26 protein-coding genes and 1 pseudogene are annotated in these 26,239 nt (G+C 31.8%); 5 read left to right on the forward strand and 22 right to left on the reverse strand.

Translation table 11 applies throughout. From position 1 onward, the window contains the following. Positions 1–65: 65 nt before the first annotated feature. From RRF68_RS08590 to RRF68_RS08670, 17 genes and pseudogenes are all read right to left on the reverse strand, one after another. Entirely contained in the window at positions 66–1,259 is a 1,194-nt protein-coding gene (locus RRF68_RS08590; protein WP_315944088.1) for a hypothetical protein, read from the reverse strand. Positions 1,260–1,277: 18 nt separating this feature from the next. Beyond that, entirely contained in the window at positions 1,278–3,842 is a 2,565-nt protein-coding gene (locus RRF68_RS08595; protein ID WP_218771721.1) for a TonB-dependent receptor, read from the reverse strand. A gap of 134 nt (positions 3,843–3,976) precedes the next feature. Beyond that, positions 3,977–5,545, reverse strand: a complete 1,569-nt coding sequence (gene pgi / locus RRF68_RS08600; protein ID WP_315944089.1) for a glucose-6-phosphate isomerase — start codon at positions 5,543–5,545, stop codon at positions 3,977–3,979. A gap of 3 nt (positions 5,546–5,548) precedes the next feature. Next, complete coding sequence (locus RRF68_RS08605) at positions 5,549–6,832, reverse strand: M23 family metallopeptidase (protein WP_315944090.1); 1,284 nt, start codon at positions 6,830–6,832, stop codon at positions 5,549–5,551. Between the two features lie 95 nt (positions 6,833–6,927). Beyond that, complete coding sequence (locus RRF68_RS08610; protein ID WP_315944091.1) at positions 6,928–7,704, reverse strand: DUF3108 domain-containing protein; 777 nt, start codon at positions 7,702–7,704, stop codon at positions 6,928–6,930. 102 nt (positions 7,705–7,806) lie between these two features. After that, the gene (locus tag RRF68_RS08615) at positions 7,807–8,727 is read right to left on the reverse strand and encodes a tryptophan 2,3-dioxygenase family protein (RefSeq protein WP_315944092.1); all 921 of its coding nucleotides are present in this window, start codon (positions 8,725–8,727) and stop codon (positions 7,807–7,809) included. An 87-nt stretch (positions 8,728–8,814) separates the two neighbouring features. Then, positions 8,815–9,978: a 4-hydroxyphenylpyruvate dioxygenase gene (gene hppD / locus RRF68_RS08620; protein WP_218771726.1), complete on the reverse strand. Its 1,164-nt coding sequence runs from the start codon at positions 9,976–9,978 to the stop codon at positions 8,815–8,817. 47 nt (positions 9,979–10,025) lie between these two features. After that, positions 10,026–10,385: pseudogene (locus RRF68_RS08625) on the reverse strand (four helix bundle protein). A 36-nt stretch (positions 10,386–10,421) separates the two neighbouring features. Next, complete coding sequence (locus tag RRF68_RS08630; protein WP_315944093.1) at positions 10,422–11,579, reverse strand: homogentisate 1,2-dioxygenase; 1,158 nt, start codon at positions 11,577–11,579, stop codon at positions 10,422–10,424. Positions 11,580–11,777: 198 nt separating this feature from the next. Continuing rightward, the gene (locus RRF68_RS08635; protein WP_218771728.1) at positions 11,778–12,110 is read right to left on the reverse strand and encodes a 2Fe-2S iron-sulfur cluster-binding protein; all 333 of its coding nucleotides are present in this window, start codon (positions 12,108–12,110) and stop codon (positions 11,778–11,780) included. 1 nt (position 12,111) lies between these two features. Then, positions 12,112–13,008 carry a sterol desaturase family protein gene (locus RRF68_RS08640; RefSeq protein ID WP_275315060.1) on the reverse strand — a complete coding sequence of 299 codons (897 nt, stop codon included), beginning with the start codon at positions 13,006–13,008 and terminating at the stop codon, positions 12,112–12,114. Positions 13,009–13,048: 40 nt separating this feature from the next. After that, positions 13,049–14,104, reverse strand: coding sequence for an NAD(P)/FAD-dependent oxidoreductase (locus tag RRF68_RS08645; RefSeq protein WP_315944094.1), 1,056 nt, complete (start codon positions 14,102–14,104; stop codon positions 13,049–13,051). 202 nt (positions 14,105–14,306) lie between these two features. Continuing rightward, the gene (locus RRF68_RS08650) at positions 14,307–14,543 is read right to left on the reverse strand and encodes a NifU family protein (RefSeq protein WP_218771730.1); all 237 of its coding nucleotides are present in this window, start codon (positions 14,541–14,543) and stop codon (positions 14,307–14,309) included. Between the two features lie 10 nt (positions 14,544–14,553). Then, positions 14,554–15,684 carry an Mrp/NBP35 family ATP-binding protein gene (locus RRF68_RS08655; protein ID WP_218771731.1) on the reverse strand — a complete coding sequence of 377 codons (1,131 nt, stop codon included), beginning with the start codon at positions 15,682–15,684 and terminating at the stop codon, positions 14,554–14,556. Positions 15,685–15,844: 160 nt separating this feature from the next. Next, complete coding sequence (locus RRF68_RS08660; protein ID WP_315944095.1) at positions 15,845–16,189, reverse strand: MGMT family protein; 345 nt, start codon at positions 16,187–16,189, stop codon at positions 15,845–15,847. 9 nt (positions 16,190–16,198) lie between these two features. Then, on the reverse strand, positions 16,199–16,870 hold the full coding sequence (trmB, locus tag RRF68_RS08665; RefSeq protein WP_315944096.1) for a tRNA (guanosine(46)-N7)-methyltransferase TrmB: 672 nt from the start codon (positions 16,868–16,870) through the stop codon (positions 16,199–16,201). Positions 16,871–16,882: 12 nt separating this feature from the next. Then, entirely contained in the window at positions 16,883–17,101 is a 219-nt protein-coding gene (locus RRF68_RS08670) for a DUF6341 family protein (protein WP_218771734.1), read from the reverse strand. Positions 17,102–17,143: 42 nt separating this feature from the next. On the opposite strand from RRF68_RS08670, the gene RRF68_RS08675 reads away from it, so the two are divergent. Further along, positions 17,144–18,046 (forward strand): hypothetical protein, encoded by a 903-nt coding sequence (locus tag RRF68_RS08675; RefSeq protein ID WP_315944097.1) that lies wholly within the window; start codon positions 17,144–17,146, stop codon positions 18,044–18,046. Positions 18,047–18,048: 2 nt separating this feature from the next. Here RRF68_RS08675 and upp read toward each other — a convergent pair whose 3' ends face one another. Together upp and RRF68_RS08685 are read right to left on the reverse strand one after the other, a co-directional pair. Continuing rightward, positions 18,049–18,702: a uracil phosphoribosyltransferase gene (gene upp / locus RRF68_RS08680; RefSeq protein ID WP_315944098.1), complete on the reverse strand. Its 654-nt coding sequence runs from the start codon at positions 18,700–18,702 to the stop codon at positions 18,049–18,051. 37 nt (positions 18,703–18,739) lie between these two features. Further along, the gene (locus RRF68_RS08685; protein ID WP_315944099.1) at positions 18,740–19,519 is read right to left on the reverse strand and encodes an alpha/beta hydrolase; all 780 of its coding nucleotides are present in this window, start codon (positions 19,517–19,519) and stop codon (positions 18,740–18,742) included. Positions 19,520–19,630: 111 nt separating this feature from the next. Between RRF68_RS08685 and RRF68_RS08690 the strand changes: the two genes are divergently transcribed. Both RRF68_RS08690 and brnQ read left to right on the forward strand, forming a co-directional pair. Beyond that, positions 19,631–20,119 carry a hypothetical protein gene (locus tag RRF68_RS08690; protein ID WP_315944100.1) on the forward strand — a complete coding sequence of 163 codons (489 nt, stop codon included), beginning with the start codon at positions 19,631–19,633 and terminating at the stop codon, positions 20,117–20,119. Further along, positions 20,112–21,389 carry a branched-chain amino acid transport system II carrier protein gene (brnQ, locus tag RRF68_RS08695; RefSeq protein WP_218771739.1) on the forward strand — a complete coding sequence of 426 codons (1,278 nt, stop codon included), beginning with the start codon at positions 20,112–20,114 and terminating at the stop codon, positions 21,387–21,389. Before RRF68_RS08690 ends, brnQ begins: the two co-directional genes overlap by 8 nt. A 35-nt stretch (positions 21,390–21,424) precedes the next feature. Here brnQ and RRF68_RS08700 read toward each other — a convergent pair whose 3' ends face one another. From RRF68_RS08700 to RRF68_RS08715, 3 genes are all read right to left on the reverse strand, one after another. Next, positions 21,425–21,928 carry a DUF3575 domain-containing protein gene (locus RRF68_RS08700; RefSeq protein ID WP_315944101.1) on the reverse strand — a complete coding sequence of 168 codons (504 nt, stop codon included), beginning with the start codon at positions 21,926–21,928 and terminating at the stop codon, positions 21,425–21,427. A gap of 222 nt (positions 21,929–22,150) precedes the next feature. Continuing rightward, entirely contained in the window at positions 22,151–24,256 is a 2,106-nt protein-coding gene (feoB, locus tag RRF68_RS08710) for a ferrous iron transport protein B (protein ID WP_275315069.1), read from the reverse strand. Between the two features lie 3 nt (positions 24,257–24,259). Further along, positions 24,260–24,484: a ferrous iron transport protein A gene (locus RRF68_RS08715; protein ID WP_218771742.1), complete on the reverse strand. Its 225-nt coding sequence runs from the start codon at positions 24,482–24,484 to the stop codon at positions 24,260–24,262. A gap of 123 nt (positions 24,485–24,607) precedes the next feature. Between RRF68_RS08715 and RRF68_RS08720 the strand changes: the two genes are divergently transcribed. Both RRF68_RS08720 and RRF68_RS08725 read left to right on the forward strand, forming a co-directional pair. Continuing rightward, positions 24,608–25,759 (forward strand): DNA polymerase III subunit delta', encoded by a 1,152-nt coding sequence (locus tag RRF68_RS08720; RefSeq protein ID WP_315944102.1) that lies wholly within the window; start codon positions 24,608–24,610, stop codon positions 25,757–25,759. Positions 25,760–25,761: 2 nt separating this feature from the next. After that, positions 25,762–26,223, forward strand: coding sequence for a hypothetical protein (locus RRF68_RS08725; RefSeq protein WP_315944103.1), 462 nt, complete (start codon positions 25,762–25,764; stop codon positions 26,221–26,223). Positions 26,224–26,239: the final 16 nt, after the last annotated feature.

The following is a 26,239-nucleotide window of genomic DNA, read 5'->3' on the forward strand; positions in this document are numbered from 1 at the left end:
TACGCATAAAAAAGCCACCTCAATTGAGGTGGCTTTAAAAATATTATTTGTGTTTTTAGCAAATACTATTGCTTAACCCACTCACCTGACTTTTTAATAAGTCCAAAACTTTCTGTAGCACTAGAACCGTTAAATACGCTAATTGAAACTAAATACTTTTGATCTTCATCTGCAGATGGATCTAAATTATTTAAAACAATTGCCAAAGCTCTGTAAACCATAAGGTCATTCCAACTACTAGCTCCTGATGGCTCATCACCTTCTGCACTACCAGTTCTATTGATATTACCAAATCGAGCTAAGTTAGATATAGCTGATTCATAACCTGTCACATCTTTTAATTCGCTATTTGCTATTAAATCGTAATCTTCTGTAGTTAATGTATAAGCTATTGTATTGTCTGGTACCCAAGTAACACCATCATGACCAAACTGTATAGATTCCTCTACTGTGTTATCATATGGTAACCAATCTGCACCATCATACACAAAATAAGTAACATAGCTATAAGTAGTTCTATCGTCAGTTCTTCCATCACCATCTACATCATCTTCATCTGTAACAAATAATTTATACATAAATGGCTCAATATCACCTTTAACTTTTGGACTAAATTTAAAGTTTTCTTTTAAGAATATTGGTAATACTGACAATGCTTCTTCCTCATCTGAAAAATTAGGAAATCTTTCTCCGGCTGCTGCATATTGATCATCAGTTAAACCTGTTACCTTAACCCATTCACCCTCTGTAAAGAAGAATCCATCATTAAGTTCGTTTACACTTCCATTAAAAAAGTCGTAAGTTAAAGAAACTAACACTCTATCATCAGGCGTAGGATATTTAGCCTCTAAGAAATCAAATATTTCACTATCATTAGAGAAATTAGGAAACCTTAAACCTTGTGCATCATAATCAGCTCTTGTTACCTCATAAACTATTAAACTTCTTTCAGTACGCTTTGGAGCATATAGCTTATAGGTAATTAATGCAGTAGAACCATTACCTAATATTGAATATTTATTTGTTAAAAAAGCTGGTACTTCAGCCTTTACATCATCTACAGAGTTGAAGTTAGGAAAGCGGAAACCTAATCCACCATCTTCAACATCTTCTGTATAATCATCCTCTGTTAGTGTATAAACTATGTTATCAACAATTGAAGTTTCTTGAGCATCAATTTGTTCATTAATATCTTCTAATGGGTTACAAGAAGATAAAACAAGTGTAAATATTGCGAAAAAATATATAATTTTTTTCATCTCTAAATTGTTTTATAATTAAAATTTAACTTTTAAACCTAAACTAAATGTTCTACCTGCACCATAGTACACTAAAGAATCATCTACAGTGTGAGAACTACCGTCTCTTGCATCAGAAATATATTCTGTATTGAAGATGTTGTTTAATTTTCCTGATAAGGTAGAATCAAAATCTCCTATAGTAAAACCGTGAGAGAATCCTAAGTCAAATAAATGAAAGTTAGGTAACTGCCAAGTATCTTCTCTATCACTAGGGTTTGTTCTTCTAACTACATCCATAGTAGCATAGTTATCACCTGCATAGTTATAATCTACAAAGAAAGAAGTTCTTTGTGCTGCTTTATAGTTTAAACCTAAAGCCCAAGTTGTTTGTGCAGCATCTGACACTTTTAAACCGTCTGCATAAATATTAGTTTGGCTCACGAAATTTCCCGCTCCATCAAAAAGATCACCTGATGCATCACTTGTCCAGTTCCAGTCTCCTAAAGAAACCATACCTGTAAGTTTTAAATTATCAGTCATTTTATAAATAAAATCTAATTCAACACCTTGGTGTAATGCATCTAATCCTGTTACGTTAGCTACAGGAATCTGTCCTGAAATAGGATCTGGTTGTCCAGAAACAACTCTTGATCTATCTAACCAAGAAGTTCTATACACATTTAAATTTGCTGATAACTTTTCACTTCTAAACCCGTATCCAACTTCTGCTGAAAATACTTTTTCGTTTACAGCATCTTCATTTATACTACCTGACTCTCTTCTTGAAAAAACACTTGCTGCTAAAAAAGGTGCTCTAGAGAAATATCCTACATTAGCAAAAACATTATGATTTGCATCGATGTTATAATTTGCCCCTCCTTTAATACTATATCCTAAAAAGCTAACATCATCAGAATCTCTACCATTTGGATTTAAAGCATCATTTAAGTTGTTAGTTTTGTTATATTCTGTGTTAGACATAGATGACGCTAAGAATAACGACAAGTCATTTTTAGAATACTCTAACTGTGCAAAATAACCATATCTTAAAACTCTACCTACGTAATCGTATCTTAAACGATCACCTACTTCTAAGGCTTCACCAAAATTATTAGTGTTGTTGTATTCGTTAATATAAAAATCTCCTCCTAATAAATCAGCAACTTCATAATAATGAATACCTTCATAATATCTACCATCTAAACCTCCTGAAAAAGTTAACTCGTCTGTTAAATCAGTTTTAAAAGTAGACAATACTCCGTACCAGTTATGGTTATTTACTGAGTTTAAGAAAACATCTGAAGAACCTTGTGTACCTCTTGTTTTATTTTCATCAACAATTTTATCATAATCAATTGGGCTATCAAAACCTCCTAGCCTGTATTCATCTTGACCAACACCAAAAGCAAACTTAGATGAACCTGGATTTGATCTTCTACCACCACCTTTACCAAATGATGTATATAATACTGTAGTTAAAAATGTTTTATCAGAAATAACCCAATCATAATTTAAAGAAATCTGTGGTTTATGATAATAATTAAAAGAACTATTTTCAATTTGTCCATTTCTGTAACCCCAATCTGGATTAAATCTTTTCCCACCTCTTTCAGTAGCTCTGTTTACAGCCACAGTAGTTCTATTAAATCTTTGTCCGTGCTCTTGTTGCGCTCCAAAAACTGTAAAAGAAAGCTTGTGATTATCATTAAATTTTTTAGCTACGTTTAAGAAATAATTAAACCCATCAAACCATAAACCATCTACATAACCATCACCTTTAATAGTAGCTGCAGATGCTGTAATAGCCAATCCGTTCTCCATTAAACCTGTTGATAATGTCATTCCGTATTTTTGATAACCGTCATTAGCTGTTGAAGCTCTTACCATACCTCCTTTTTCAGCGTCAGTAGATTTTGAAAGAATGTTAATTGTACCCCCAACAGAAGGAACAGCTACTTTAGAAGCACCTAAACCTCTTTGAACTTGCATTGCAGATGTAACATCTGATAAACCAGCCCAGTTAGACCAATATACGTTTCCGTTCTCCATATCATTAACAGGAACCCCATTAATCATTACGGCAACGTTCTGAGATCTAAACCCACGTAAGTTAATTCTTGAATCTCCGTATCCCCCACCTTGTTTAGTTGCGTATACACCTGGAGTTGATTTTAAAATCTCAGGAAATTCCTGAGTTCCTAATTTCGCTTCAATTTCTGATGCTTTAATTGTAGATACTGCTACTGGAGTTTTTCTATCAACAGCAAAAGATGTTGCTGTTACTACTATTTCACTTAAAACATTTGAAGGTTCTAACTCAATAGAGCCTAAATTTATTTTTGAAGCTGAATAAGCTACTTCTTTATTGTTGTACCCTATAAAAGATAATACAACAGTACCTGAAGTAGATTTAGCGTTTAACATAAACTTACCGTCAAAATCTGTTGCCGTTCCGTTTGATGTTCCTTTAACTACAACTCCAGCTCCTGGTAATGGCTCTCCCATTTCGTCAACAACTGTACCTGTTAGTTTAGTTTGCCCTAAAACAGTAGCTGTTACAATGAACAGTGCTACTAGTAAAACATTTTTAAAATTTTTCATTTTTAATCTAATTGTTATTAAATGCGGCGCAAAGGTCTTGCTTTTATAAGTTGCTAATATTAATTTAATGTTAAGCTTTTTAACATTACCTTAACAAGGTAAGTTCAATAAAACCACATTAAAAAAAAGATTTCTTAATTATTTAACATTTTTTTAGCCAGTTCCTTACCTAACTCCACTCCAAACTGATCAAAAGAATAAATATTCCATATAACACCTTGTGTAAATATTTTATGCTCATAAGTAGCGATTAACATTCCTAAAGATTTTGGTGTAAGTTTTTTTAAGAGCAGCGAATTAGTTGGTCGATTTCCTTTAAATGTCTTATAAGGCAGTAGTAAATTTATTTGATCTAATTTATTTTCAATTTTTAACTCTAAATGTATTTCTTCTTTTGTTTTACCATAAGCTAAGGCATCCATTTGAGCATAATAATTAGCCATTAATTTTTTATGTGAATCTACCAAACCATATAATGACTCTTCAAAACCAACAAAATCCGCCGGAATTAGTTTTGTTCCTTGATGTACTAATTGCATAAAAGCATGTTGCATATCTGTACCCGCTGCTCCCCAAATAATATTTCCTGTTTGATAGTTTACTGGTTTACCATTTCTATCAACACTTTTCCCATTACTTTCCATAACAGATTGCTGCAAGTAAGAAGGAAACTTTGACAAGTGATAGCTATATGGTAAAACTGCTTCTGTCTCGCATTTAAAGAAATTATTCATCCAAACACTTAACAAAGCTAATATTACAGGAATGTTTTCTTTAAAGTCAGCATCTTTATAATGTTCATCAGCTTCTTCTGCTCCGTTTAATAATTCTTTGAAATTATCATAACCTATAGACAAACTAATAGACAGCCCTACGGCTGACCATAATGAAAATCGTCCTCCAACCCAATTCCACATTGGAAAAATATTCTTTTTGTCTATCCCGAAATTAACTGCTTCTTCAATATTAGAAGACACAGCAACAAAATGTTTAGCTACATCAAAAACAATGGCCGATTTTAAAAACCAATTTCTAATGATATTTGCATTCGTTATAGTTTCATCTGTAGTAAATGATTTTGATACAATTACAAATAACGTGGTTTCAGGATTAAGCTTACTTAAAATTTCAAATACATGATCTCCATCTATATTAGAAACAAAATGTGTGGTTAATTTGTTTTTATAAAACTGCAATGCCTCCACAACCATACGCGGACCTAAGTCAGAACCTCCTACTCCAATATTTACAACATCCGTAATTGGTTTACCTGTAAAACCTTTCCATTTTCCTGAAATAACTTTATTACTAAAGCTTTTCATCTTTCTAAGGGCCGTTTGTATTTTGGGCCTTATATCTTTTCCGTCAACTAAAAGAGGACTATTTGAGTTACTCCTTAAAGCTGTATGCAAAACAGCTCTATTTTCTGTAACATTAATTTTATCGCCCGTAAAATATTTATCAATAGCGTCTTTTAACTTAGTTTCTTCTGCTAATGAAACTAATAAATCAATTGTTTCTTGAGTTATGTGGTTTTTAGAATAATCAACTTTAAAATCACCTAAAGAAATAGAAAATTGTTCTTTTCTGTTTTTATCTTTGCGAAACAATTCTTTCAACTCATATTTTTGTGCTTCACTAAAGTGGTCGACTAATTTTTTCCACGCTTCGGTTTGAATTGGATTTATATTTTCTAAAGGCATAGTTTAATGTGTCAGTAATAGTTCTTTCTCAATTAAAGGCTTAGAAATTGTATCCTTTTTAGTCAATTCAATTTTATCTAACTGCTCTTTAAGCGGCTTTATAAATTCAAAATACGCTGGTTTCATGTTCGGATCTAAAGGCTCTGCTGAAGGCAATTTTTCTCTAAACGGATCTACTTCTCTTCCGTATTTCCAAAAACGATAACAAACATGTGGCCCACTTGTATTTCCCGTCATACCTACATACCCTATAATATCTCCTTGCTTAACATAATCTCCTACTTTAACATTTCTGCGTTTCATATGTAAATACTGAGTACTATAAGTGCTGTTGTGCTTTACTTTTACATAATTTCCGTTACCACCACGTCTTGCTGATTTCACTACGGTTCCGCTAGCTGTTGTCATAATTGGAGTTCCGTATCTTGCTGCAAAATCGGTTCCTCTATGTGCACGCACCCTACCATAAAGTGCTATTTTTCTCCTTAAATTATAACGTGATGAAATACGATATTGAAACTTAATTGGTGATTTTAAAAATGCTCTTCGCAACATATTTCCTTTTTCATCATAAAATTCAGGAATCTTATTTATTGTGTCTCCAACAAACTTATAGGCATGTAAATCATCTCCTTTATGATTAAAAACCGCTGCTTTTACTTCACCATATCCTACAAAAACAGAATCGTTGATGAATTTTTCTTCATAAATTAACTTAAAACGATCTCCTTTTTGCAAACCATAAAAATCTAAAGTCCACGCATAAATATCAGCAACAGTATTTGTTAAGGTTGGTTTTAAACCTAAACTATCCATAGTAACTGATAAGCTAGAAAAAATTTCTCCTGCAATTTCTTTTTCTAGAATTTTAATTTTTTTCTTAACTCTATATGCCGATATAACAGAATCTTTAAAATTGATTACTGTAGCGTCAACTTTGTTGTGTTTATATATAAAAACTTGTGCTTTTTCAAGAGAATCTTTAGAGGTAAGTATCGTATATGCTTTACCTGAACGAACTCGTCTAACATCAAAAGTATCTTTAATTACTGTTGCTATTTCGTTTATTTTAGGATACATAACATGATGCCTGTCTAAAATAACCCCAAAACTTTCTCCACTTTTTATGGTATCGTTTATCAAATTGTAGTTATCTAAATTAAAACCAAAGGCAAAAACAGGTTTTGGCTTTTCTATTTTAATCGGAATTTTTATAGGATCTTTCTTTTCTTCTTTACAAGATAAAAAAAAACAAAAAAGAAGAAGTGGGAAAATAAATTTTTTCAAAAAAAGTGGTTTAAATTTGTGTTTATCTGCAAAAATACAAATAAAAAATATTGTTTATGACACTTTAACGATAAGTAAACTATCTATATTATTTTTTAATCAAAAACTATTTCAAAAGGATTTGCTAATCCTTTATACGCATCTAACTCCGCTCGAAGAGAACCTACAGATAATGAAGCATTTATTTTTATTGGTATTTTATTATCATCTGCAGTAATCCATACTGTTACACTTTCCTCTGCTTTAAATACTCTACCTGACTGAACGATTGGTCTAAACTTTTGCGTTTTAACTTTACCGAACTTTGTTTTTAGAGTTTCATTACCTAAAAAGCGTAATTTAAAAGGATAACTTTTATTATCAAAAAACATATCTATACTTATTTCCTCTCCCTTTTTCATTCCTTTAGTATCATAACTTCTTAAAAAGTAGAAAGTCGAAATCATATCCTGAGGTTCGTTTACTGAAATAAGTGTATCTGTTTTTTTTCTAAAATCTTCTACATATGCAGTATTATCTTCTTGATTAAATGTTATTTGTTTATTTTTCTTGTAACCGCCTTCGTTAATTTTTCTTTTAAACAAATATGGTTTACCGGTTTGAATATCAAAGTATGATTGGTAATTATCATTTACCTTAAAAAACCACTTAATCATTCCTGTGGTTTTTCCTTTTCCTGTTGCATGTAATATTTTTTTACCATTTAAAACTTCTTCTGTTACTGATAATGTAGCTTCACCGGCTTTTAAAAAACCGCTGTAACTCATTTTAAACTTAAGCCATTCGCCATCTTTAAAAGCTACTGGTTTTTGTTGACCAAAAGTAATTATGGTAAAAAATAGTACGGAAATAAAAAATAGTTGTTTCTTCATAGTATTCAAACTTATGAAAAAAGTAAGACAATTACTGTTCCAAACTAAAAAAAGCTGCTTGATTTTAAAATCAAGCAGCTTTTTTACTATTGTTAATCAGGATTAAAATGTTCCCCAATTTTTTAGTTCTTCTTCACTCCACAAATACGGAAAAAATATTCTGCGTTGGTATTTTGGGTGCATATATTTACGCCAATTACTTCCACCTGTAGCTTCTAAATCTTTATCTCCGCCACCTAAATATTTCCCCGCAGCGTTATAATGTGCCATTACCCATTTTACATTTACCGTGTAATCGTAATGACGCATCGCTTTAACTAATTCTTCGTTTTTTTGAACATCTTCTGGAAGCTGTTTAAATTTTGTAGATAAGTTACAGTCATTATAATCTTCCATAAAATCGATAAAATCCCCCATATACTTTTTCTCGAAAAGTTTAATTAAGATTGATTTATTACCTGTTTGATGATTTTTACCAGCTGCTTGCCAATACAAATGGTCGAAAGCATTTTTAAAAGACGAGTTCCTATCAATCGTATCTCTATAACGAGCATCAATTAAATTAATTAGTTCTGTTGATGCAAATTCAATTTTTCGATATTGCGCACTTTGAAATCCGCTTGCAGGTGCCAACGTATTTCTAAACTTTAAATACTGCTCTACATCCATTCCGTCTTGCATAACGGTAAACGAATTACACAACATATCAAAATACCTACTGATACGCATTAAGTGTTTTGAGAATTTATCTGCAGTAATTGCTTCTTCAGAAAGTGAAATTTGATCAATTTCCCATAACACCATTTTAAACAACAGCTCATTTACTTGATGATACATAATAAAAACCATTTCATCAGGCTCTGTTGTTCTTGGTATTTGCAACCCTAATAGTGCATCGGTTTGAATATAATCCCAATAAGTTATTGGTGTGCTATGCAACAAACCTTCTAACATTGTTTCTAACGGAACACCTAACTTTTCGTACTTATTTTCTATTGCTTTTAGCAATTCGTCTTTATTCATTTTTCTTTTTTAGAAGAGAGAAAAAAGAGTCAAGAAAAAAGACAAACCTCTCTTAACTCTTGACTCTAACCTCTTGTTTCTATATTTCTACAACGTTCCTCTTTTTTCTTGTTCTCTCTCAATAGATTCGAACAATGCTTTAAAGTTACCTGCTCCAAATCCACGAGCTCCCATTCTTTGAATGATTTCAAAAAATAACGTTGGTCTGTCTTCAATTGGTTTTGTAAAAATTTGTAATAAATACCCTTCTTCATCAGCATCAATCATGATACCCAAACCTTTTAATTTTTCGATATCTTCTCTTAATTCATGGCTAAATTCTTCTAATCTTCCAGGAACTGACCTGTAATATTCTTCTGGTGGCGTTGATAAAAACTCTACTCCGTTTGCTTTTAATTGAGATACTGTTTTAATAATATCATCTGTTGCAACTGCAATATGCTGCACACCTGCACCTTCATAAAAATCTAAATATTCTTCTATCTGAGAACGCTTAGCTGCCTTTGCTGGTTCATTTATTGGAAATTTAATACGGCCATTTCCGTTAGACATTACTTTACTCATTAATGCCGAATATTCTGTGTGAATTTGCTTATCATCAAAAGATAAAAAGTTTTCAAACCCCATAACATCTTCATACCATTTTACCCAAACATCCATTTGGTTCCAACCAACATTACCAACCATATGATCGATAAATTTTAAACCTGCACTTGGCGGATTGTAGTCTGATTCCCATTTTTGAAAACCTGGTAAGAATGCACCGTTGTAGTTTTTACGCTCTACAAACATGTGCACCGTTTCACCGTACGTATAAATTCCTGCCCTTACAACTTCACCATGTTCATCTGTTTCTACAGTAGGTTCCATATAGGATTTTGCGCCTCTTGATGTTGTTTCCTCGTATGCTTTTCTTGCATCTTCTACCCAAAGAGCTACAATTTTTACACCATCACCATGTTTTACAATATGGTCGTTTATTGGCGATTTACTATTTAACGGAGTTGTTAGCATCAACTTAATTTTGTCTTGTGTTAACACATAACTCACAGAATCTGTTGACCCTGTTTCTAATCCGCGATATGCGTGTGATTGGAATCCGAATGCTGTTTTATAAAAATGTGCTGCTTGTTTCGCATTACCCACGTAAAACTCAACGTAATCGGTGCCTAGTAATGGAAGGAAATCTTGTGCTCCTTCAAATATTTTTTCTAAACCGTATTCTACTGATTTTATATCTTTTTTGCTCATGTTTGTGTTTTATAGAAAAGAGAGAAGAGATGCAAGAAAAAAGACTTTTACAGCTTATTTTGAAAGCCCATTGTCATCTTTTGAAATTCTTGAATTTTTACTTCAATCTTTGTTAATTGTTCTTTATTTATATAATTTCTATTGCACGCTATTATTAATTGTGTTTCAAATTCGAAAGAAGAACCAGGAGAAATATCAATAAAATGTGAAAAAGATTTATCTGTTCTTGATGAACCTTCTGGAATATTACTTGGAATAGAAATAGAACATCTATTAATTTATGATACTAATCCAAATTTTTCTTCCTCTGGAAAAGAATTAGTGATTTTAAAAACATCATCTACAATATCAATTCCGATTTTCCAAATCTTTAAATTCTTGTAGTTATGTCTTTTTCTATCGCTCAATTTCTCTATTCTTTTTTCTAATTTATTTTATCTTTTTTATTCCAACCAAGATTTATAATAGTCTTCATCGGCAATTTTCATTGCTTCTTCGGTTACTTGTAACGGCTTAAATGTATCTACCATTACAGCTAATTCTTCGGTTTTTGTATGCCCGATACTACGCTCGGTTGCTCCTGGGTGCGGACCATGAGGTATACCTGCCGGGTGCAGTGAAATATGACCTTGATCGATATCATTTCTGCTCATAAAATCACCATCTACATAATACAAAACTTCATCTGAATCGATATTACTGTGGTTGTATGGAGCAGGAATTGAATCTGGATGGTAATCGTACAAGCGAGGTACAAAACTACAAATTACAAATGCGTTTGTTTCGAATGTTTGGTGCACTGGTGGCGGTTGATGAATACGACCTGTTATTGGCTCGAAATCGTGAATTGAAAAAGCATACGGAAAATTATAGCCGTCGTAACCAACCACATCAAAAGGATGTGAAGCATAGACCATTTCTATAATTTCTCCTTGCTTTTTTACTTTGATTAAGAAATCGCCTAACTCGTTATAAGTTTCTAATTCTTCTGGTCTTCTTAAATCGCGTTCACAAAATGGTGAATGTTCTAAAAGTTGCCCAAAGTAGTTTCTGTAACGTTTTGGAGTGTAAACCGGACTGTAAGATTCTACTATGAAAAGTCGGTTATTTTCATCATCAAAATCTAATTTATAGATAATCCCACGTGGAATTACTAAATAATCTCCGTATTTAAAATCGATATTTCCAAGGTGTGTTCTTAGTTTACCGGTTCCTTTATGGATGAAAATTACCTCATCAGCATCGGTGTTTTTATAAAAATAATCGGTTGTAGATTTTTTTGGCGCCGATAAAATTATATTACAATCTGAATTCGTTAAAACAACCTTTCTGCTTTCTAAATAATCGTTTTCTGGCTTTACTTGAAATCCACGAAAACGATACGATTGAATATTATTTGCTTTCGCTATTTTGGGTGCAACAGAGTATTGCTTGCGAATTTCTTTGACCATTGTAGGTCTGTGTTCGTGATATGAATTGGTAGACATTCCGTCGAAACCAATCGTACCAAACAATTGTTCGTAATACAAACTTCCGTCTGCTTTACGAAACTGTGTGTGTCTTTTTGGTGGAATATTTCCTAACTTATGATAAAAAGGCATATTGCTTAATAGTTTAATAAATTAATATAACAATGTAACAATTAAGTATTGCTACATTTTAACATTGATAGATTATTCCATTAATTATTCGGGATTGCGTTTTATCAAAAATTTTAAATGTGATAGTAAGTCTAAATACATTTTTTAGCCTTTTTAAGTTGCTTACTCCACAAATATACAGAAAGTTTCAGTTATTATTTAACTTTCAGGTGCTAGTTCAACCTCTAAACCATCAAGTGCTGGAGTTATTGCTAGTTGACAGCCTAAACGGCTATTATCTTCTACATAAAAAGCTTCTGCTAACATTGCATCTTCATCATCGCCCATTTCTGGCAATTCATGTGCTGATTTTATATAACATTGACAAGAAGCACACATTGCCATTCCACCACAAATTCCAATTGTTCCTTCTGGCGCTAATTCGTACGAACGTACAACCTCCATTAAATTCATTGCCATATCTGTTGGCGCTTGAATTTCGTGTAAAACACCTTCTCTATCAGTTATTTTTAGGGTGATATCTTGTTCCATATTACAAATTCATTTTTTTACGTAATGTTTTTGCTCGTTTATCCTCTCCATCATGCGTCCAACCTGGTGAGTTGAAAATATAATTTAACTTGTCAGAAAATTTACGAGCTCTTTTTACATCTTTTAAAATTGCCGAATATTCGTGTGTTGCAACTTTTATTGGATTATACGTTTCAATATTTACTGTTAAACCGTAAACGGGATGTTCTATATCTTTTAATTCTTCAGAAAAAGTACCAAAAATACGATCCCAAATAATTAAAACTCCAGCATGATTACAATCTAAATAACGAATGTTAGATGCATGATGTACTCTATGATGCGAAGGTGTGTTAAAAATAAATTCAATCGGTTTTGGTAGTTTATCTACCAATTCGGTATGAACAAAAAATTGATAAATTAAACTTACAGACATCATTACAAAAATCATTAATGGATCGATACCTAATAAAGGAATCCATATCCAAAAGAAAAATTTATGAATACGCTCACCAACTCCTTGACGCAGAGCTGTACCTAAATTCATGTGTATTGATGAATGATGCGGCACGTGACCTGCCCAAAACAAACGGACTTCATGGTTTAAGCGATGAAACCAGTAATAGGCAAAATCATCTGCAAAAAACAGCAATATCCACACCCACCATTGTCGTTGTACAATGTCTTTTAACGGACTTAACTCATGTAAATAGAAGAAAACAACAAAAGCTATTATCTTAGGAAAAAACTCTACAATTGCAGAGAAAACCATCATTAAGATTGATATCCCTGTGTCTTTTGCATTGTATTTTTCTTTTGATATTTTATACTCTACCAACATCGAAATTAAAAATATTGGCAATGCAAAATACAAGAGTTTATCTTGTGATAATTGTTCTATGTAATCTATTAACGTCAAATTTTATCTATTTATAAGCCGGCTAAAGTTAGTTAAAATACTACTCTATTTTTTTAACTACTGCTTTCGGAGCTTCTTTACGTGTACCATCAAAACCATCTATCCCACCAACTGTAGTATATTTCATTACGTATTTTTTATCCGGAAAAATACGCTGAAAAGCACTTTGACACATTAACGTTGCTTCGTGAAAACCACAAAGAATCAACTTTAATTTACCTGGATATGTGTTTACATCGCCAATCGCATAAATACCAGGAATATTCGTTTGATAATCTAATGCATTATTTACTTTAATGGCATTTTTTTCAATTTCTAACCCCCAATTTGCAATAGGTCCTAGTTTTGGTGATAATCCAAAAAGCGGAATAAAATGATCACATTTTAACGTGTATTGCTCTTTATCTTTTTGTTCGATTAAAACACCTTCAACACTATTTTCACCAACGATTCCTTTAACCTCAGCTGGTGTAACTAAATTAATTTTACCAGCATCTTTTAATTCCTGTACTTTATCAACAGAATCTAACGCTCCGCGGAATTCATTTCTACGGTGCACTAAAGTTACCGATTTAGCTATATCTGTTAAGAAAATAGACCAATCTAAAGCAGAATCTCCACCTCCTGCAATAACCACATCTTTATCTCGGTAAAGCTCTGGCTCTTTAATCATGTACTCAACTCCCTTATCTTCATAATCTGCAATACCAGGAATTGGAGGCTTACGTGGCTCAAAACTTCCTAAACCACCTGCAATTGCTACTACAGGTGCTTGGTGTTTTGTACCTTTATTAGTGGTTACTATAAAATTACCATCTTCTTGTTTTTCTATTGTCTCAGCGCGTTCTCCTAAGGTAAATCCTGGTTCAAATTGTTTAATTTGTTCCATTAATTTATCGGTTAAATCGCCTGCCAAAATCTCTGGATACGCTGGTATATCGTAAATAGGTTTTTTAGGGTAAATTTCTGAACATTGCCCTCCTTGTTGTGGCAATGCATCAATTAAGTGACAACGTAATTTTAATAATCCTGCTTCAAATACGGTGAACAATCCTGTTGGACCTGCTCCTATAATTAGTATATCTGTTTGTATCATTTTAATGACAAGAATTTTCTTTTTTATACTGATATTCCTGTCTTTTTTTGAAGACAGGAATATATGCGTTAGTGATTGAGCGGCTTGTTTGAGCTCTTTTTAAAAATATTTTTCTATTTTTAAAAAAGCGAGTAGCGAAAGCGCGCTCGAACGCCCAAAAATAATAAGTTTGTAGTTATTAAAACCTGATAAAAATCAAGTTTTAAGCTACATTAATTACTTCTTCTATTGATGGAACATATTTTTTTATAGTTGCCTCAACGCCGTTTTTTAACGTCATTTGATTTACTGTACAGCCACTACAAGCTCCTTCTAACTGAACTTTTACTTTATTATTTTCGATAGATAATAACTTAATGTTTCCACCGTCACTTATTAAAAAAGGACGAATTTCTTCTAAAGCTTTTTCTACGTTATCTTTTATTTCTGTTGCTGTCATAATCTTTTAACTATTTAGTACTACAACCGCTCATTGTAGTAATACGAACTACTTCGGTAGCTGGCAAATTAGCATTTCTTTTTAATAATTGAGAAACCATTTCTTTGGTTACATCTGTAAATGCTTTTTGTAAAGGGCTGTTTTCTTGTAATGCCACTGGATGACCTACATCACCTGCTTCACGAATACTTTGCACTAATGGTATTTCACCTAAGAAGCTAGTTTCGATATCTTCCGCTAAATTCTTAGCACCACCTTTACCAAAAATGTAATATTTATTTTCTGGTAATTCTTCTGGTGTAAAATACGCCATGTTTTCTACGATACCTAATACTGGTACATTAATACTTTCTTGCTTAAACATTGCAACGCCTTTTTTAGCATCAGCTAAAGCAATGTTTTGCGGTGTACTTACCACTACAGCTCCGTTAATTGGTACTGCTTGTACGATTGATAAATGCACATCTCCTGTTCCTGGAGGTAAGTCGATCAATAAGAAATCTAATTCTCCCCAATCTGCATCAAAAATTAATTGATTTAACGCTTTTGAAGCCATTGGCCCACGCCAAATTACTGCTTGGTTAGGGTCTGTAAAGAAACCTAGAGATAATAATTTTACGCCGTAATTTTCAACAGGTTTCATTTTAGAACGTCCGTCAACTTTTACTGCTAATGGTTTTTCTTTCTCTACATCAAACATTAAATGTTGAGATGGCCCGTAAACATCAGCATCTAAAACACCAACTTTAAAGCCCATTTTAGCTAAAGACACTGCCATGTTAGAGGTAATTGTAGATTTACCTACACCTCCTTTACCAGACGCTATTGCAATAATATTTTGAATATTAGGAATTGATTTTCCTTTTATTTCATTCGGATTTTCTTTCTCCTTTACCTCAACTTTTACATTCACCTTTACATCGATTGCTTTATCAACGTGCTCGTGAATTGCTTTCGTAATTTCTACTTCTGCCTTCTTTTTAGCCTGTAAAGATGGGTTTGAAATTGTTACATCAACAATAACTTCGTTACCAAAAGTAACGATGTTTTTTATGTTTTCGTTTTCAACTAAACTCTTACCTTCTCCTGGTGCGGTTATAGTTTCTAACGCTTTGTATATATCTTGTTTTTTAAAACTCATTAGAGTGTTTAATTAAATTAATTAATACCTAACTGCAAAGATACGTTTTAGACGTCAGAAAATAAAGGGAGTTAGATTGTGATTATTTATGAAGTGATAATTCTATTTTATGGCATATTTTTAATCCAAAAAAACGAAGATAAACGCCTTTATTTAGAAGCTAAAGGTCTTCTTCAGGTAGCAGTTCGTTTATCGGATTCCAAAAAACAGTTTTAAAATCTTGTATCTGATTTTCAAACACAACAATACCTTCATTTTCTAAAAGCTGTTGCATTAAGTTTGTACCATCGAAATGTTGCTTCCCTGTAAGTAGGCCTATTCGGTTTACTACTCTATGAGCTGGTATGTTTTTAGAATGAGAATTATTCATTGCCCAACCAACCATTCTTGCAGATCTTGCAGCACCTAAATAGGTTGCGATTGCACCGTAACTAGTTACTCTTCCGTGTGGAATTAACTTTGCTACCTTGTAAACTCTTTCGAAAAAATTTTGATTTTTACTCACCGAGTAAAATTAGTAATTTAATTTAAATCGGATATAAGTAATTGGCTTCCCTACTTCTAAATATTGTTTTTCGTAGAAAGTTTGGGTAGAAGTTACCTCTTCTGGTGCGCCTTCGTTTTTATACACATTATGATTTGCGTGTATAATCTCATGACCTTCACCATGCAACAAACCTAAAGTATAACCGTGCATAAATTCGCTATCGGTTTTTAGGTTCATGATTCCGTCTTCTTTTAAAATATGGTGATATCTTTTTAAGAATGCTGTATTAGTCATTCTATGCTTTGTACGTTGATATTTTATTTGTGGATCTGGGAATGTTATCCAAATTTCATCAACTTCATTTTTAGCAAAAATGTAATCTACCAACTCTATTTGTGTTCTAATAAAGGCAACATTTTGCATGTCGTTTTCTATTGCGGTTTTTGCACCACGCCAAAAACGAGCTCCTTTAATATCAATACCAATAAAATTTTTATCTGGGTTTTTCTCTGCCAAAGCAATAGTATACTCCCCTTTACCACATCCCAACTCTAAAACAATTGGATTGGTGTTTTTAAAAAAAGTATGCCATTTTCCTTTTAAAGAAAAATCACCAACTACCTCTTCTCTTGTAGGCTGAAGTACGTTAGCAAACGTTTCATTTTCTTTGAAACGTTTTAATTTATTTTTGCTTCCCAATGTGTATCTAAATTAAGCTTTATCTTCAGTTCCTTCTTTTAAGAAAGTTGCCGATTGCCACATCCAGTATCCAAATAAAACGATTAACACCAATACAAATAGCCAGTTTACAGCATTTGATGTCCACCATCCATAATCTCCTTTAGCAACTTCTAGTCGCAACCATTTGAATGGAATTAAAATGTATTGAAATAAATCTCCAATTAATCTAAAAATATTTAATCCTAACATAACTTGATTATCTTTACGTTTGCAAAAGTATAAAAAGAAACCATGTTAGCCAATTTTTTCGGTAAATCAAAACCTGTAAATTTCATAGTGCTGTTTGCGCTGTTTTTAATTTACTTTTCTTTCAGTTTATTTTCTAAAGAATTATCTCTTAATCTCTTTAAAGAATTGCTTGGGTTTATTGTTGTTTTTTCTATTTTCAACTTTATTCTTGCTAAAAATCAATTAACATTCGATAATTCTTTTGCTTTTTTATTTTTCGTAACACTTATCGGATTTTTTCCTGATGTAATAATTATTAATAGTACGTTTTACGCATGCTTAACTGTTTTGCTGTTTTTACGTAAGGTGTATAGTTTAAAATCACAAAAAAACATTCTGCATAAATTATTTGATGGGGGTTTATGGCTAGGTGTTTCTTTTTTAATAGAGCCTTACACGGCTTTATTTGCCGTACTTCTATACATATCTATATATCTGCATCAACAATATACTTACCAAACACTTTTAACGCCTTTAATAGGTTTTGGAAGCGTGGTGTTTTTATTTTTCACCTATTGTTTTTGGTATGATAAGTTGAATGACTTCTACCTTCTTTTCGATTGGAGTATTCACTACGACTTTAACTTATACTTAAGTACCAAGTATTTATTTCAGAATACATTTATTACTTCTTTGGTTATTACTGCGATTGTTTTAAAAAGCCCTAAGGCATTAGCAATACTTAATACTTTTAGGAAAAACTGGATTTTAACTATTATTCACCTAATAATTTCTCTACTAATTATCCTTTTAATGAGCAACAAAGCGAGTAGTGAATTATTATTCGTGTTTTTTCCTGTAGCGGTAATATTAGCAAACGGACTAGAATTATATCAACATAAATGGATTGCCAATGTATTATTGTTGTTGTTTTTAGCTATATCGATTATCACAAACTTTATATAAGGTTACATTTTAGCGCCAAAAGCCAAATCACCTGCATCTCCTAAACCAGGAACAATATATCCTTTGTCATTTAATTCAGCATCGATATCTGCAATCCATAAATTGGTGTCTTCAGGAAAAAATTCCTCAATATACGCTACACCTTCTGCTGAACCAATTACCGATACTATCTCAATTTTTTTTGGTGTTCCGTGTTTTTTAATTGCTTCATAAACCGCTACAATCGATCTACCTGTAGCTAACATAGGGTCTACTAACAATAATGTTTTACCATCTATTGATGGAGAGGCGAAATATTCTACAATAATCTCAAACTCTTCATCATTATTCGGGTGATGGCGGTAAGCTGAAATAAAAGCATTTTCTGCATCATCAAAATAGTTTAGCAATCCATTATGTAAAGTCAATCCCGCTCGAAGAATTGAGCACAAAACTACATCGTTAACTGGAGTTTCTATAGACATTGCACCTAAAGGTGTTTTAATCTCTTTGTTTTCAAAAGATAATTCTTTACTTAATTCATATCCCAAAATCTCGCCAATTCGCTCAATATTTCTACGAAAACGCAGAGAATCTTTCTGAACATCTACATTTCTTATTTCTGCTAAAAATTTATTTAAAATAGATTTCTCTGTGGCTAGGTGATGAATTTTCATAAGTATCTTTTTTACATTGCAAAGTAACAGAAAATATTTAGCCTTTAATAAATTTCTTTAAAGAAGCTATTAATTCATCCTTATCTTCTATGTGACTCATATGACCTCCAGATAATTTTATTAAAGATGTTTTTGTTCGCTTAGCCTCTTTAAGAATCGAATTAAAATGTGTTACAGGGTCATTTTCACCAGCAATTATAAGCCTTTTAGGAATAGTTTGTAAAACAGCTTCTTTATTTTCTCTTAGTTGCATTCCTTTTGTTGCGGCAATATACCCTTGTACAGAAGTTTGTAATGCTTCTTTTTTTATCTGTGCTATTTCTGAAGTAAAAATCGCTTTAGTTTCAGTTAAAAATAAATTTGAGATAGACATTCTTACCAAATTACTATAATTCTTTTTGGCCATTTCACCTACTCTAGTACGCAACTCTTTTCGCTCTTCAGAATCTGCTTGTGCAGATGAATTTAACAAACACAATCCCTTTATGTTTTTTAAATATTTTTCTGCAAATGCTAGGGAAACATACCCTCCCATTGAATGACCAATTATATAAAATTTTCTGAGGCGTAAAAAATTTAAAATTTCTTTTACTGCTTCTGCCATATCGTTCATCGTATGAACATAACCAATACAGTCTGATTTTCCATGACCTAAAAGATCAATACATATTACCCTATTTGTTTTAGACAGTTCTTTTACCACGCCATTCCACATGGTAGCATTTTCTAAAAAACCATGAAGCAAAACTATCGTAGTTCCTTTTCCAACATCTAAATATGCTATTTTACTATTTTTGTAACTGATAAAGTTCTGCATCCTGCAAAAATATGTATCTTTCGCTTGTATTTTTATAAAATTATGTTAACCTCCCCATTTTATTTATTAGATAGTAAAACCGAAAAAAGAGTCACCTTTTTTTTGGCTATTATGACTATTTTCATTGGATATGCTATGCTAAGCATTGATTATTTTTTAATTAATGATATTTGTGAAAACGGAATTATATCTTTTGAGTTAGCCAAAGATATTCGCATATCTCAAGCTATTCTAAATTCTTGGGATGCAAATGCAAAAATTAATGCAGGTATAAGTTTAGGTCTCGATTTTTTATTCTTAACTATTTATCCAGCCTTAATAGCGTTGTTAATTCACAAACTCAATAAAATACTTTGGCACGGAAAACCATTTTATTTAGTTGGACTTGTCTTATTGTTTTCTCAATTTTTTACCGCCTTTTTTGATGCTATTGAAAATATAGGATTAATACATATATTATTAGGTAGTACTGATAAAAATTTAGCTTTAATGGCTTACTACTTTGCTACTATAAAATTTACACTAATTATTGTTGCTCTTTTATACTTATTTATAAATTTTATCATCTATATAATTACAAATACAAATAAGAATGAATAAAACTAAAGATATATACATCACCGGTTTCGCCTTGTTTTCTATGTTTTTTGGAGCAGGAAACTTAATTTTACCTCCTTTTTTAGGTAAAAATTCAGGCGATTTATGGAGCTGGGTTACAATTGGTTTTTTTATTACCGCAGTATTCATTCCTATATTAGGAATTTTAGCACACGCCAAATTACAAGGTACTATGTATGACTTTGGTAAAAAAGTTTCCCCTACCTTTAGCCTTATATATTGTTTTGTTATCTATACAATTTGCATTGCGTTACCAGCGCCAAGAACTGCTTCGGTTACTCATGAAATGGCTATTGCTCCTTATTTTAATAATGTTAGTTCTTTAATTACCAGTAGTATTTACTTCGGATTTGTTTTTTTGTTTGCCATGAACCGATCTAAAATACTAAACCTTATAGGTAAGTTCTTAACTCCGCTTATAATATGCATGCTACTTTCTATTATTTTTATTGGAATTTTTACTGCTCCAGATGCCATAAACACAAGTACTCTTAAAACACCTTTTGTTGATGGATTGTTAGAAGGCTATCAAACTTTCGATGCCATTGCTTCGATAGTAGTAGGTGGTGTTTTGGTTATCTCTATGAATTTTAACAAAGAAGCAACTTTTAACTACAAAAAAGAACTGATAACTAAAGCTGGTTTTATTGCTGGTTTAGGACTCTTAATTATTTATGCAGGCCTTATTTATAATGGAGTTTTGTTTAGCTCAACTTTTCCTGAAGAAGCTAATAGAACAGAAATTTTAAAATCATTAAGCAACCAAACTTTAGGTAATATAGGTAGTATTTTCTTAAGTGTTTTAGTTGCCTTAGCTTGCTTTACTACTGCTGTAGGAATTATTACTGGTACTGCTGATTATTTTAAAGGAATTAGTAACAACTCTCAAAAAGTGTTTACAATTACCGCGGTAATTGGATGTATTCTTGGCGTTTTAGTTGGTCAGTTTGATGTAACTTATATTATAAACATTGCGCTACCTGCATTGATGTTTATCTACCCAATAACAATTATTTTAATTATTTTAAATGTAATTTCAAGTAGATACACATCAAGTATCGTTTTTAAAGTCGTTGTGGTCGTTACATTTCTATTCAGTATCCCTGATTTTTTAGGATTCATTATTCCGGGCGCATACTTAACAACTATTAAAAACTATATTCCTTTAGCTAATTATAGTTTAGGTTGGGTTATACCAGCCTGTATAAGTTTTATTTTAGCTAATGTTATACAAACAAAAAAGCTTGCATAACGCAAGCTTTTTAATCATTTTATTTCAGTTTTACACTAAAATCTATATCCTAAATTAATACCAACTCTTGGCACTACAGAGCGCGATTCTGAAGAAAACATATTTCTTCCTAAACCTGCATGAACATCAATAACAAAACCTCCTGATGACACATATTTAGAACCAAAAGCAATACCTAAAGCTCCGTCTGTATATTCTTTATACTGTTTTATTGTGCTACCTTCTACTTCAATTTCTTTTTCGCCTGTATTAATCCCCATAAAAACTTCACCAAAATAATTCCAATTAGTATTATTTGTAAAATAATGACGAAAATAAGGTGTAATCATTAGCTCTTCATTGTATCTAAAATCCGATGATTTTTTCTCAAAATTAAACAAGGCAGAAATACCTATAGATGATTGCTCACTAGTATAATATTCGTAAGAAACCTCTACTGTTTTTAATGCCAGAGCATCTAATATATCTACTTTTACCTCTTGTTGTGCTTGTGCAAATGAGCTGATAAAGATAACAGCTATTAAAAATGCTTTTTTCATATTTATATTTTAAATCAATTATAGATGTAGGTTACATCATCAATTACAATACCACAAACATACATTAATTGCCTAAAGTGTTACAAATAAAAAATATATTATTTATTGATTAAGAACAATTGCAATCCGTATTACAACCTTTGTTATTTTTTTTAATAAAAAACTTTTTCACTAAAAAAAACACTGCTAAACCTACTGCGATATACGTAATAATTTCTTGCATTAACTTAAAGTTTGATATGCTATAAATGCCGTTAAATATGCCAATGCTCCCATACCTATAAGTTGTATTATTGGCCATTTCCAACTTTTCGTTTCTCTCTTTACGATGGCTAAAGTTGCCATACATTGCATTGCAAATGCATAAAACAACAACAAAGATATTCCGGTAGCAAAATTGTATCGTTTTTCACCTGTTTCACGGTTTATTTCAGCCGCCATCTTTTGTTTAATTGTCGAAATATTTTCATCATCGTTTTCAACACTATAAATTGTTGCTAACGTACCTATAAAGACTTCTCTTGCAGCAAATGAAGCTATTAAACCAATTCCTATTTTCCAATCGTAACCTAATGGTTTCACGGCAGGTTCTATTGCTTTACCAGCAATACCTATATAAGAATTTTCTAATTTAGCGGATGCTATTTTTTGCGATAATTCAGCTGCTGATAATTGTTGATTTGCAACATTCTCTATTACATTTTTCTCTGCGTTCTCAAAGGCTGATGGCCCGTTCGAAGCTAAAAACCATAATACAATTGAGATGGCTAAAATTATTTTTCCGGCTCCGAAAACAAAGGCTTTCGTTTTTTCTAACACATCAAAAAATACATTTTTTGCTGAAGGCAGCTTGTAATTAGGCATTTCTACTACGAAAAACGAAGTGTTGTTTATTTTTAATGTTTTATGTAAAATGTAAGCACCTATTATTGCTGCTGCAAACCCTATAAAATATAACCCTAATAATGTTAATCCTTGTAAACTTAATATTCCGAATATTTTGGTGTCTGGAATAATCAGGGCTATTAAAATAGCATATACAGGTAAACGTGCCGAACAGGTTGTAAAAGGCGTTACTAAAATGGTTATTAAGCGCTCTTTCCAACTAGAAATAGTTCGTGTTGCCATTATTGCGGGTATTGCACATGCAGTACCAGAAATTAACGGAATTACACTTTTACCGCTCATTCCAAAACGACGCATAATTTTATCCATCAAAAAAACAACTCTGCTCATGTAACCTGTTTCTTCTAGAATGGCAATAAATAAAAACAGAATGGCTATTTGCGGAATAAAAATAACAACACCACCTATTCCCGGAATAATTCCCTCCGTTAATAAATCGGTAAACATACCGGCTGGTAAGTTTGTTTTAGTTAAATCAGCAATATTTGCAAATAAGCCGTCTATTAAATCCATTGGTGTTGATGCCCAATCGAAAACTGATTGAAAAATCAACAATAATAACCCAAAGAAAATAATATAACCAAATATTTTGTGTGTAAAAACACGATCTAACTTTGCACGTAAATCTGTTGCCTTAGAGGCATCAACTTTATATGTTTTATTTAAAATCGAATTTATTTTCTGATAACGATAAATTGTTTCTTTATGCTGATATTTTTTTTGCTTAACACCTGCGTCGTTAAAAAATAGTAACTGCTCTTTTTCTTTATCAGAAAGCAAAGAAATATGCTGCTTTGTAAGCATCATCCATAATTCATATGATGAAAAATTTGGACTTATTTTTTCTAGCTCACTAAAATAAGCTGCATCTATTTTAGTAGAAATCTCATTAAAATTAGAGTGTGGTTTTAATACGCTATAATTCTCAATTTCTTTTTTTACGTCGTTTATTCCTTCGTTTTTTCTAGCAGATATTAAAACTACTTTTGTGTGTAGTTCTTTTTCTAAACTCTCAATATCTATTAAAATACCTTTACGCAGCATTTGATCTGCCATATTTAAGGCTAAAATCGTGGGTATTTCTAAATCTTGAATTTGAGAAAAGAGTAATAAATTTCGCTTTAAATTCTCTACATCTGCAACCACTACAATTACATCTGGCTTTTCATCTTCCTGAGAACTTAAAAGGGTTTTTAAAACAATACTTTCATCAATAGAGGTTGGATTAATGCTGTATGTTCCTGGTAAATCGGTAATAATTGCGGTATTTTTACCTGATAACTTACAAGTTCCTTGTTTTTTATCGACCGTTACACCAGGATAATTACCAACTTTTTGGTTTAAACCTGTTAATTGGTTAAATAATGATGTTTTTCCCGTGTTTGGATTTCCAACCAAAGCTACTTTAATACGCTTATCCATCAATTATATTTTGGTAATTACAATTTTGCTTGCCGTTTCTTTTCGTATTGCCAAGTGACTGCCGTTTACACAAATGTATAACGGATCTTTAAAAGGAGCTATCTGCAACAACTCTACTTCTGTTCCTGGTAAGCAACCCATTTCTAATAATTTTAAAGGAATAACATCTAAACATTGTTCAGATATAATACCTCTTTCTCCTAGCTGTAAATTTGCGATTGAATTCAAATGAGACGTATAAATTGGGTCACAAATATACTAAAATAGAACCGTTCTAAACAATTAGCCTCAAACAATCTGTTCTTTCTTTTTATTGGTTGTTCTCTATATTTGAAATCTTATATTTGTTGCATGACTTTCGATAAAATTATAGGACAGGAACATATTAAAAAGCATTTACAGCAATCTGCTGAGAATAACCGAATTCCGCATGCGCAACTTTTTGTTGGTAAAGAAGGTTCTGGTACTTTGCCAATGGCAATTGCTTATGCTCAATTTTTATTATGTAAATCATCAAACAACGAAGAAGCTTGTAATATAAAATGTAATAAATTACAACACCCTGATTTACATTTTGCCTTTCCTGTAACCACAAACGATGCTGTAAAAAAACACCCTGTTAGCAATTTGTTTTTAAATGATTGGAGAAGTTTTATAGAAACGCAACCTTACGGAAGCATTTTCGACTGGTCTAAACATATTGGTGTAGAAAATAAACAAGGTCAAATAGGTGTTGATGAAGCCTTAGATATTGTTAAAAAGCTACAATTAAAATCTTACGAAGGTGGTTTTAAAGTGATGATTATTTGGATGGCTGAAAAAATGAACATTGCAGCTTCTAATAAATTATTAAAATTGATTGAAGAACCGCCAAACAAAACCATTTTCTTATTAATTACTGAAGATGAAGAGCAAATTATAAACACCATAAAATCTCGCTGTCAAGCATTAAATTTCCCTTCTTTAAGTGATGCAGATATCGCAAATACTTTAGTTAAAAACGAAAATGTTTTAGAGAATGAAGCTATAAAAATAGCGCATCAATCTGAAGGGAATTACAACAAAGCATTACGTATATTAAACAACAACTCTAATGATTTAATTTTTGAAGAATGGTTTATTACATGGATTCGTGCTGCCTTTAAAGCCAAAGGAAATGCTGCTGTAATTCAGGATTTAATAAAATGGTCTGAAGCTATTGCTAAATCGGGTAGAGAAACACAAAAACAATTTTTACAATATTGTTTGCAGTTTTTTAGGCAAGCCTTGCTATTAAATTACGGAACACCAGACTTAGTTTTCCTAGAAACAAAATCTGCTAATTTTCAATTAGAAAAATTTGCACCTTTTATACACAGTGCAAATATTTTAGTTATTGAAAAGGAGGTAAGTGATGCTCAATATCACATTGAAAGAAACGGGAATGCTAAAATAATCTTATTAGATTTATCTATTAAATTAACACGCCTTTTACATACTAAAGAAGAAAAAATTAAATCTTGATTATGAAAATAAAACTAGCAGCTATTATAAGCTTTGGAATACTTTTTGTAAGTTGTAATCAACATAAAAAAACTACTTTAAGTAATTACCTAGTTGGTAATTGGGAAACCACTTATTTAAAAATTAAAATGATTACCGTAAACAAAACTGATAGTACTTCTGTTTTTGAAGATGATTTTAACAAACCCAATTCAGGTAAGACGCAATCATCTTACAAAAAAGACGGAACATTTTCTGCATGGTTTAAACAACCAAACGGAGAAAAATTAGACCAGACTAATGGTAAATGGAAGATGAAAAAAGATAGTTTATTTATTGATTATTTTTATATGGGTAAACAAGTACAGGCTTGGTATAAAATACAACAAATAGAAAATGGTTTTAAAGGAACATCAATATACGATTGGGATAATGATGGTCAAGCCGACGACACCTTAATTATGAATACTAAAAGAATAAAATAATAAATTTGCTAAATAT

Origin of the sequence: Tenacibaculum sp. HL-MS23 (assembly GCF_032463465.1) — a bacterium.
GTDB classification, from domain to species: domain Bacteria; phylum Bacteroidota; class Bacteroidia; order Flavobacteriales; family Flavobacteriaceae; genus Polaribacter; species Polaribacter bernardetii.

Excerpts from the sequence above, each read along its gene's own strand:
- RRF68_RS08720 (WP_315944102.1), top strand. The coding sequence starts at position 24,608 with ATGACTTTCGATAAAATTATAGGACAGGAACATATTAAAAAGCATTTA.
- RRF68_RS08590 (WP_315944088.1), bottom strand. The coding sequence starts at position 1,259 with ATGAAAAAAATTATATATTTTTTCGCAATATTTACACTTGTTTTATCT.
- RRF68_RS08610 (WP_315944091.1), bottom strand. The coding sequence starts at position 7,704 with ATGAAGAAACAACTATTTTTTATTTCCGTACTATTTTTTACCATAATT.
- RRF68_RS08690 (WP_315944100.1), top strand. The coding sequence starts at position 19,631 with ATGACTATTTTCATTGGATATGCTATGCTAAGCATTGATTATTTTTTA.
- RRF68_RS08655 (WP_218771731.1), bottom strand. The coding sequence starts at position 15,684 with ATGAGTTTTAAAAAACAAGATATATACAAAGCGTTAGAAACTATAACC.
- RRF68_RS08615 (WP_315944092.1), bottom strand. The coding sequence starts at position 8,727 with ATGAATAAAGACGAATTGCTAAAAGCAATAGAAAATAAGTACGAAAAG.
- feoB (WP_275315069.1), bottom strand. The coding sequence starts at position 24,256 with ATGGATAAGCGTATTAAAGTAGCTTTGGTTGGAAATCCAAACACGGGA.
- brnQ (WP_218771739.1), top strand. The coding sequence starts at position 20,112 with ATGAATAAAACTAAAGATATATACATCACCGGTTTCGCCTTGTTTTCT.
- RRF68_RS08650 (WP_218771730.1), bottom strand. The coding sequence starts at position 14,543 with ATGACAGCAACAGAAATAAAAGATAACGTAGAAAAAGCTTTAGAAGAA.
- pgi (WP_315944089.1), bottom strand. The coding sequence starts at position 5,545 with ATGCCTTTAGAAAATATAAATCCAATTCAAACCGAAGCGTGGAAAAAA.
- RRF68_RS08700 (WP_315944101.1), bottom strand. The coding sequence starts at position 21,928 with ATGAAAAAAGCATTTTTAATAGCTGTTATCTTTATCAGCTCATTTGCA.
- RRF68_RS08635 (WP_218771728.1), bottom strand. The coding sequence starts at position 12,110 with ATGGAACAAGATATCACCCTAAAAATAACTGATAGAGAAGGTGTTTTA.
- hppD (WP_218771726.1), bottom strand. The coding sequence starts at position 9,978 with ATGAGCAAAAAAGATATAAAATCAGTAGAATACGGTTTAGAAAAAATA.
- RRF68_RS08675 (WP_315944097.1), top strand. The coding sequence starts at position 17,144 with ATGTTAGCCAATTTTTTCGGTAAATCAAAACCTGTAAATTTCATAGTG.
- RRF68_RS08630 (WP_315944093.1), bottom strand. The coding sequence starts at position 11,579 with ATGCCTTTTTATCATAAGTTAGGAAATATTCCACCAAAAAGACACACA.
- upp (WP_315944098.1), bottom strand. The coding sequence starts at position 18,702 with ATGAAAATTCATCACCTAGCCACAGAGAAATCTATTTTAAATAAATTT.
- RRF68_RS08645 (WP_315944094.1), bottom strand. The coding sequence starts at position 14,104 with ATGATACAAACAGATATACTAATTATAGGAGCAGGTCCAACAGGATTG.
- RRF68_RS08725 (WP_315944103.1), top strand. The coding sequence starts at position 25,762 with ATGAAAATAAAACTAGCAGCTATTATAAGCTTTGGAATACTTTTTGTA.
- RRF68_RS08670 (WP_218771734.1), bottom strand. The coding sequence starts at position 17,101 with ATGTTAGGATTAAATATTTTTAGATTAATTGGAGATTTATTTCAATAC.
- RRF68_RS08595 (WP_218771721.1), bottom strand. The coding sequence starts at position 3,842 with ATGAAAAATTTTAAAAATGTTTTACTAGTAGCACTGTTCATTGTAACA.
- RRF68_RS08685 (WP_315944099.1), bottom strand. The coding sequence starts at position 19,519 with ATGCAGAACTTTATCAGTTACAAAAATAGTAAAATAGCATATTTAGAT.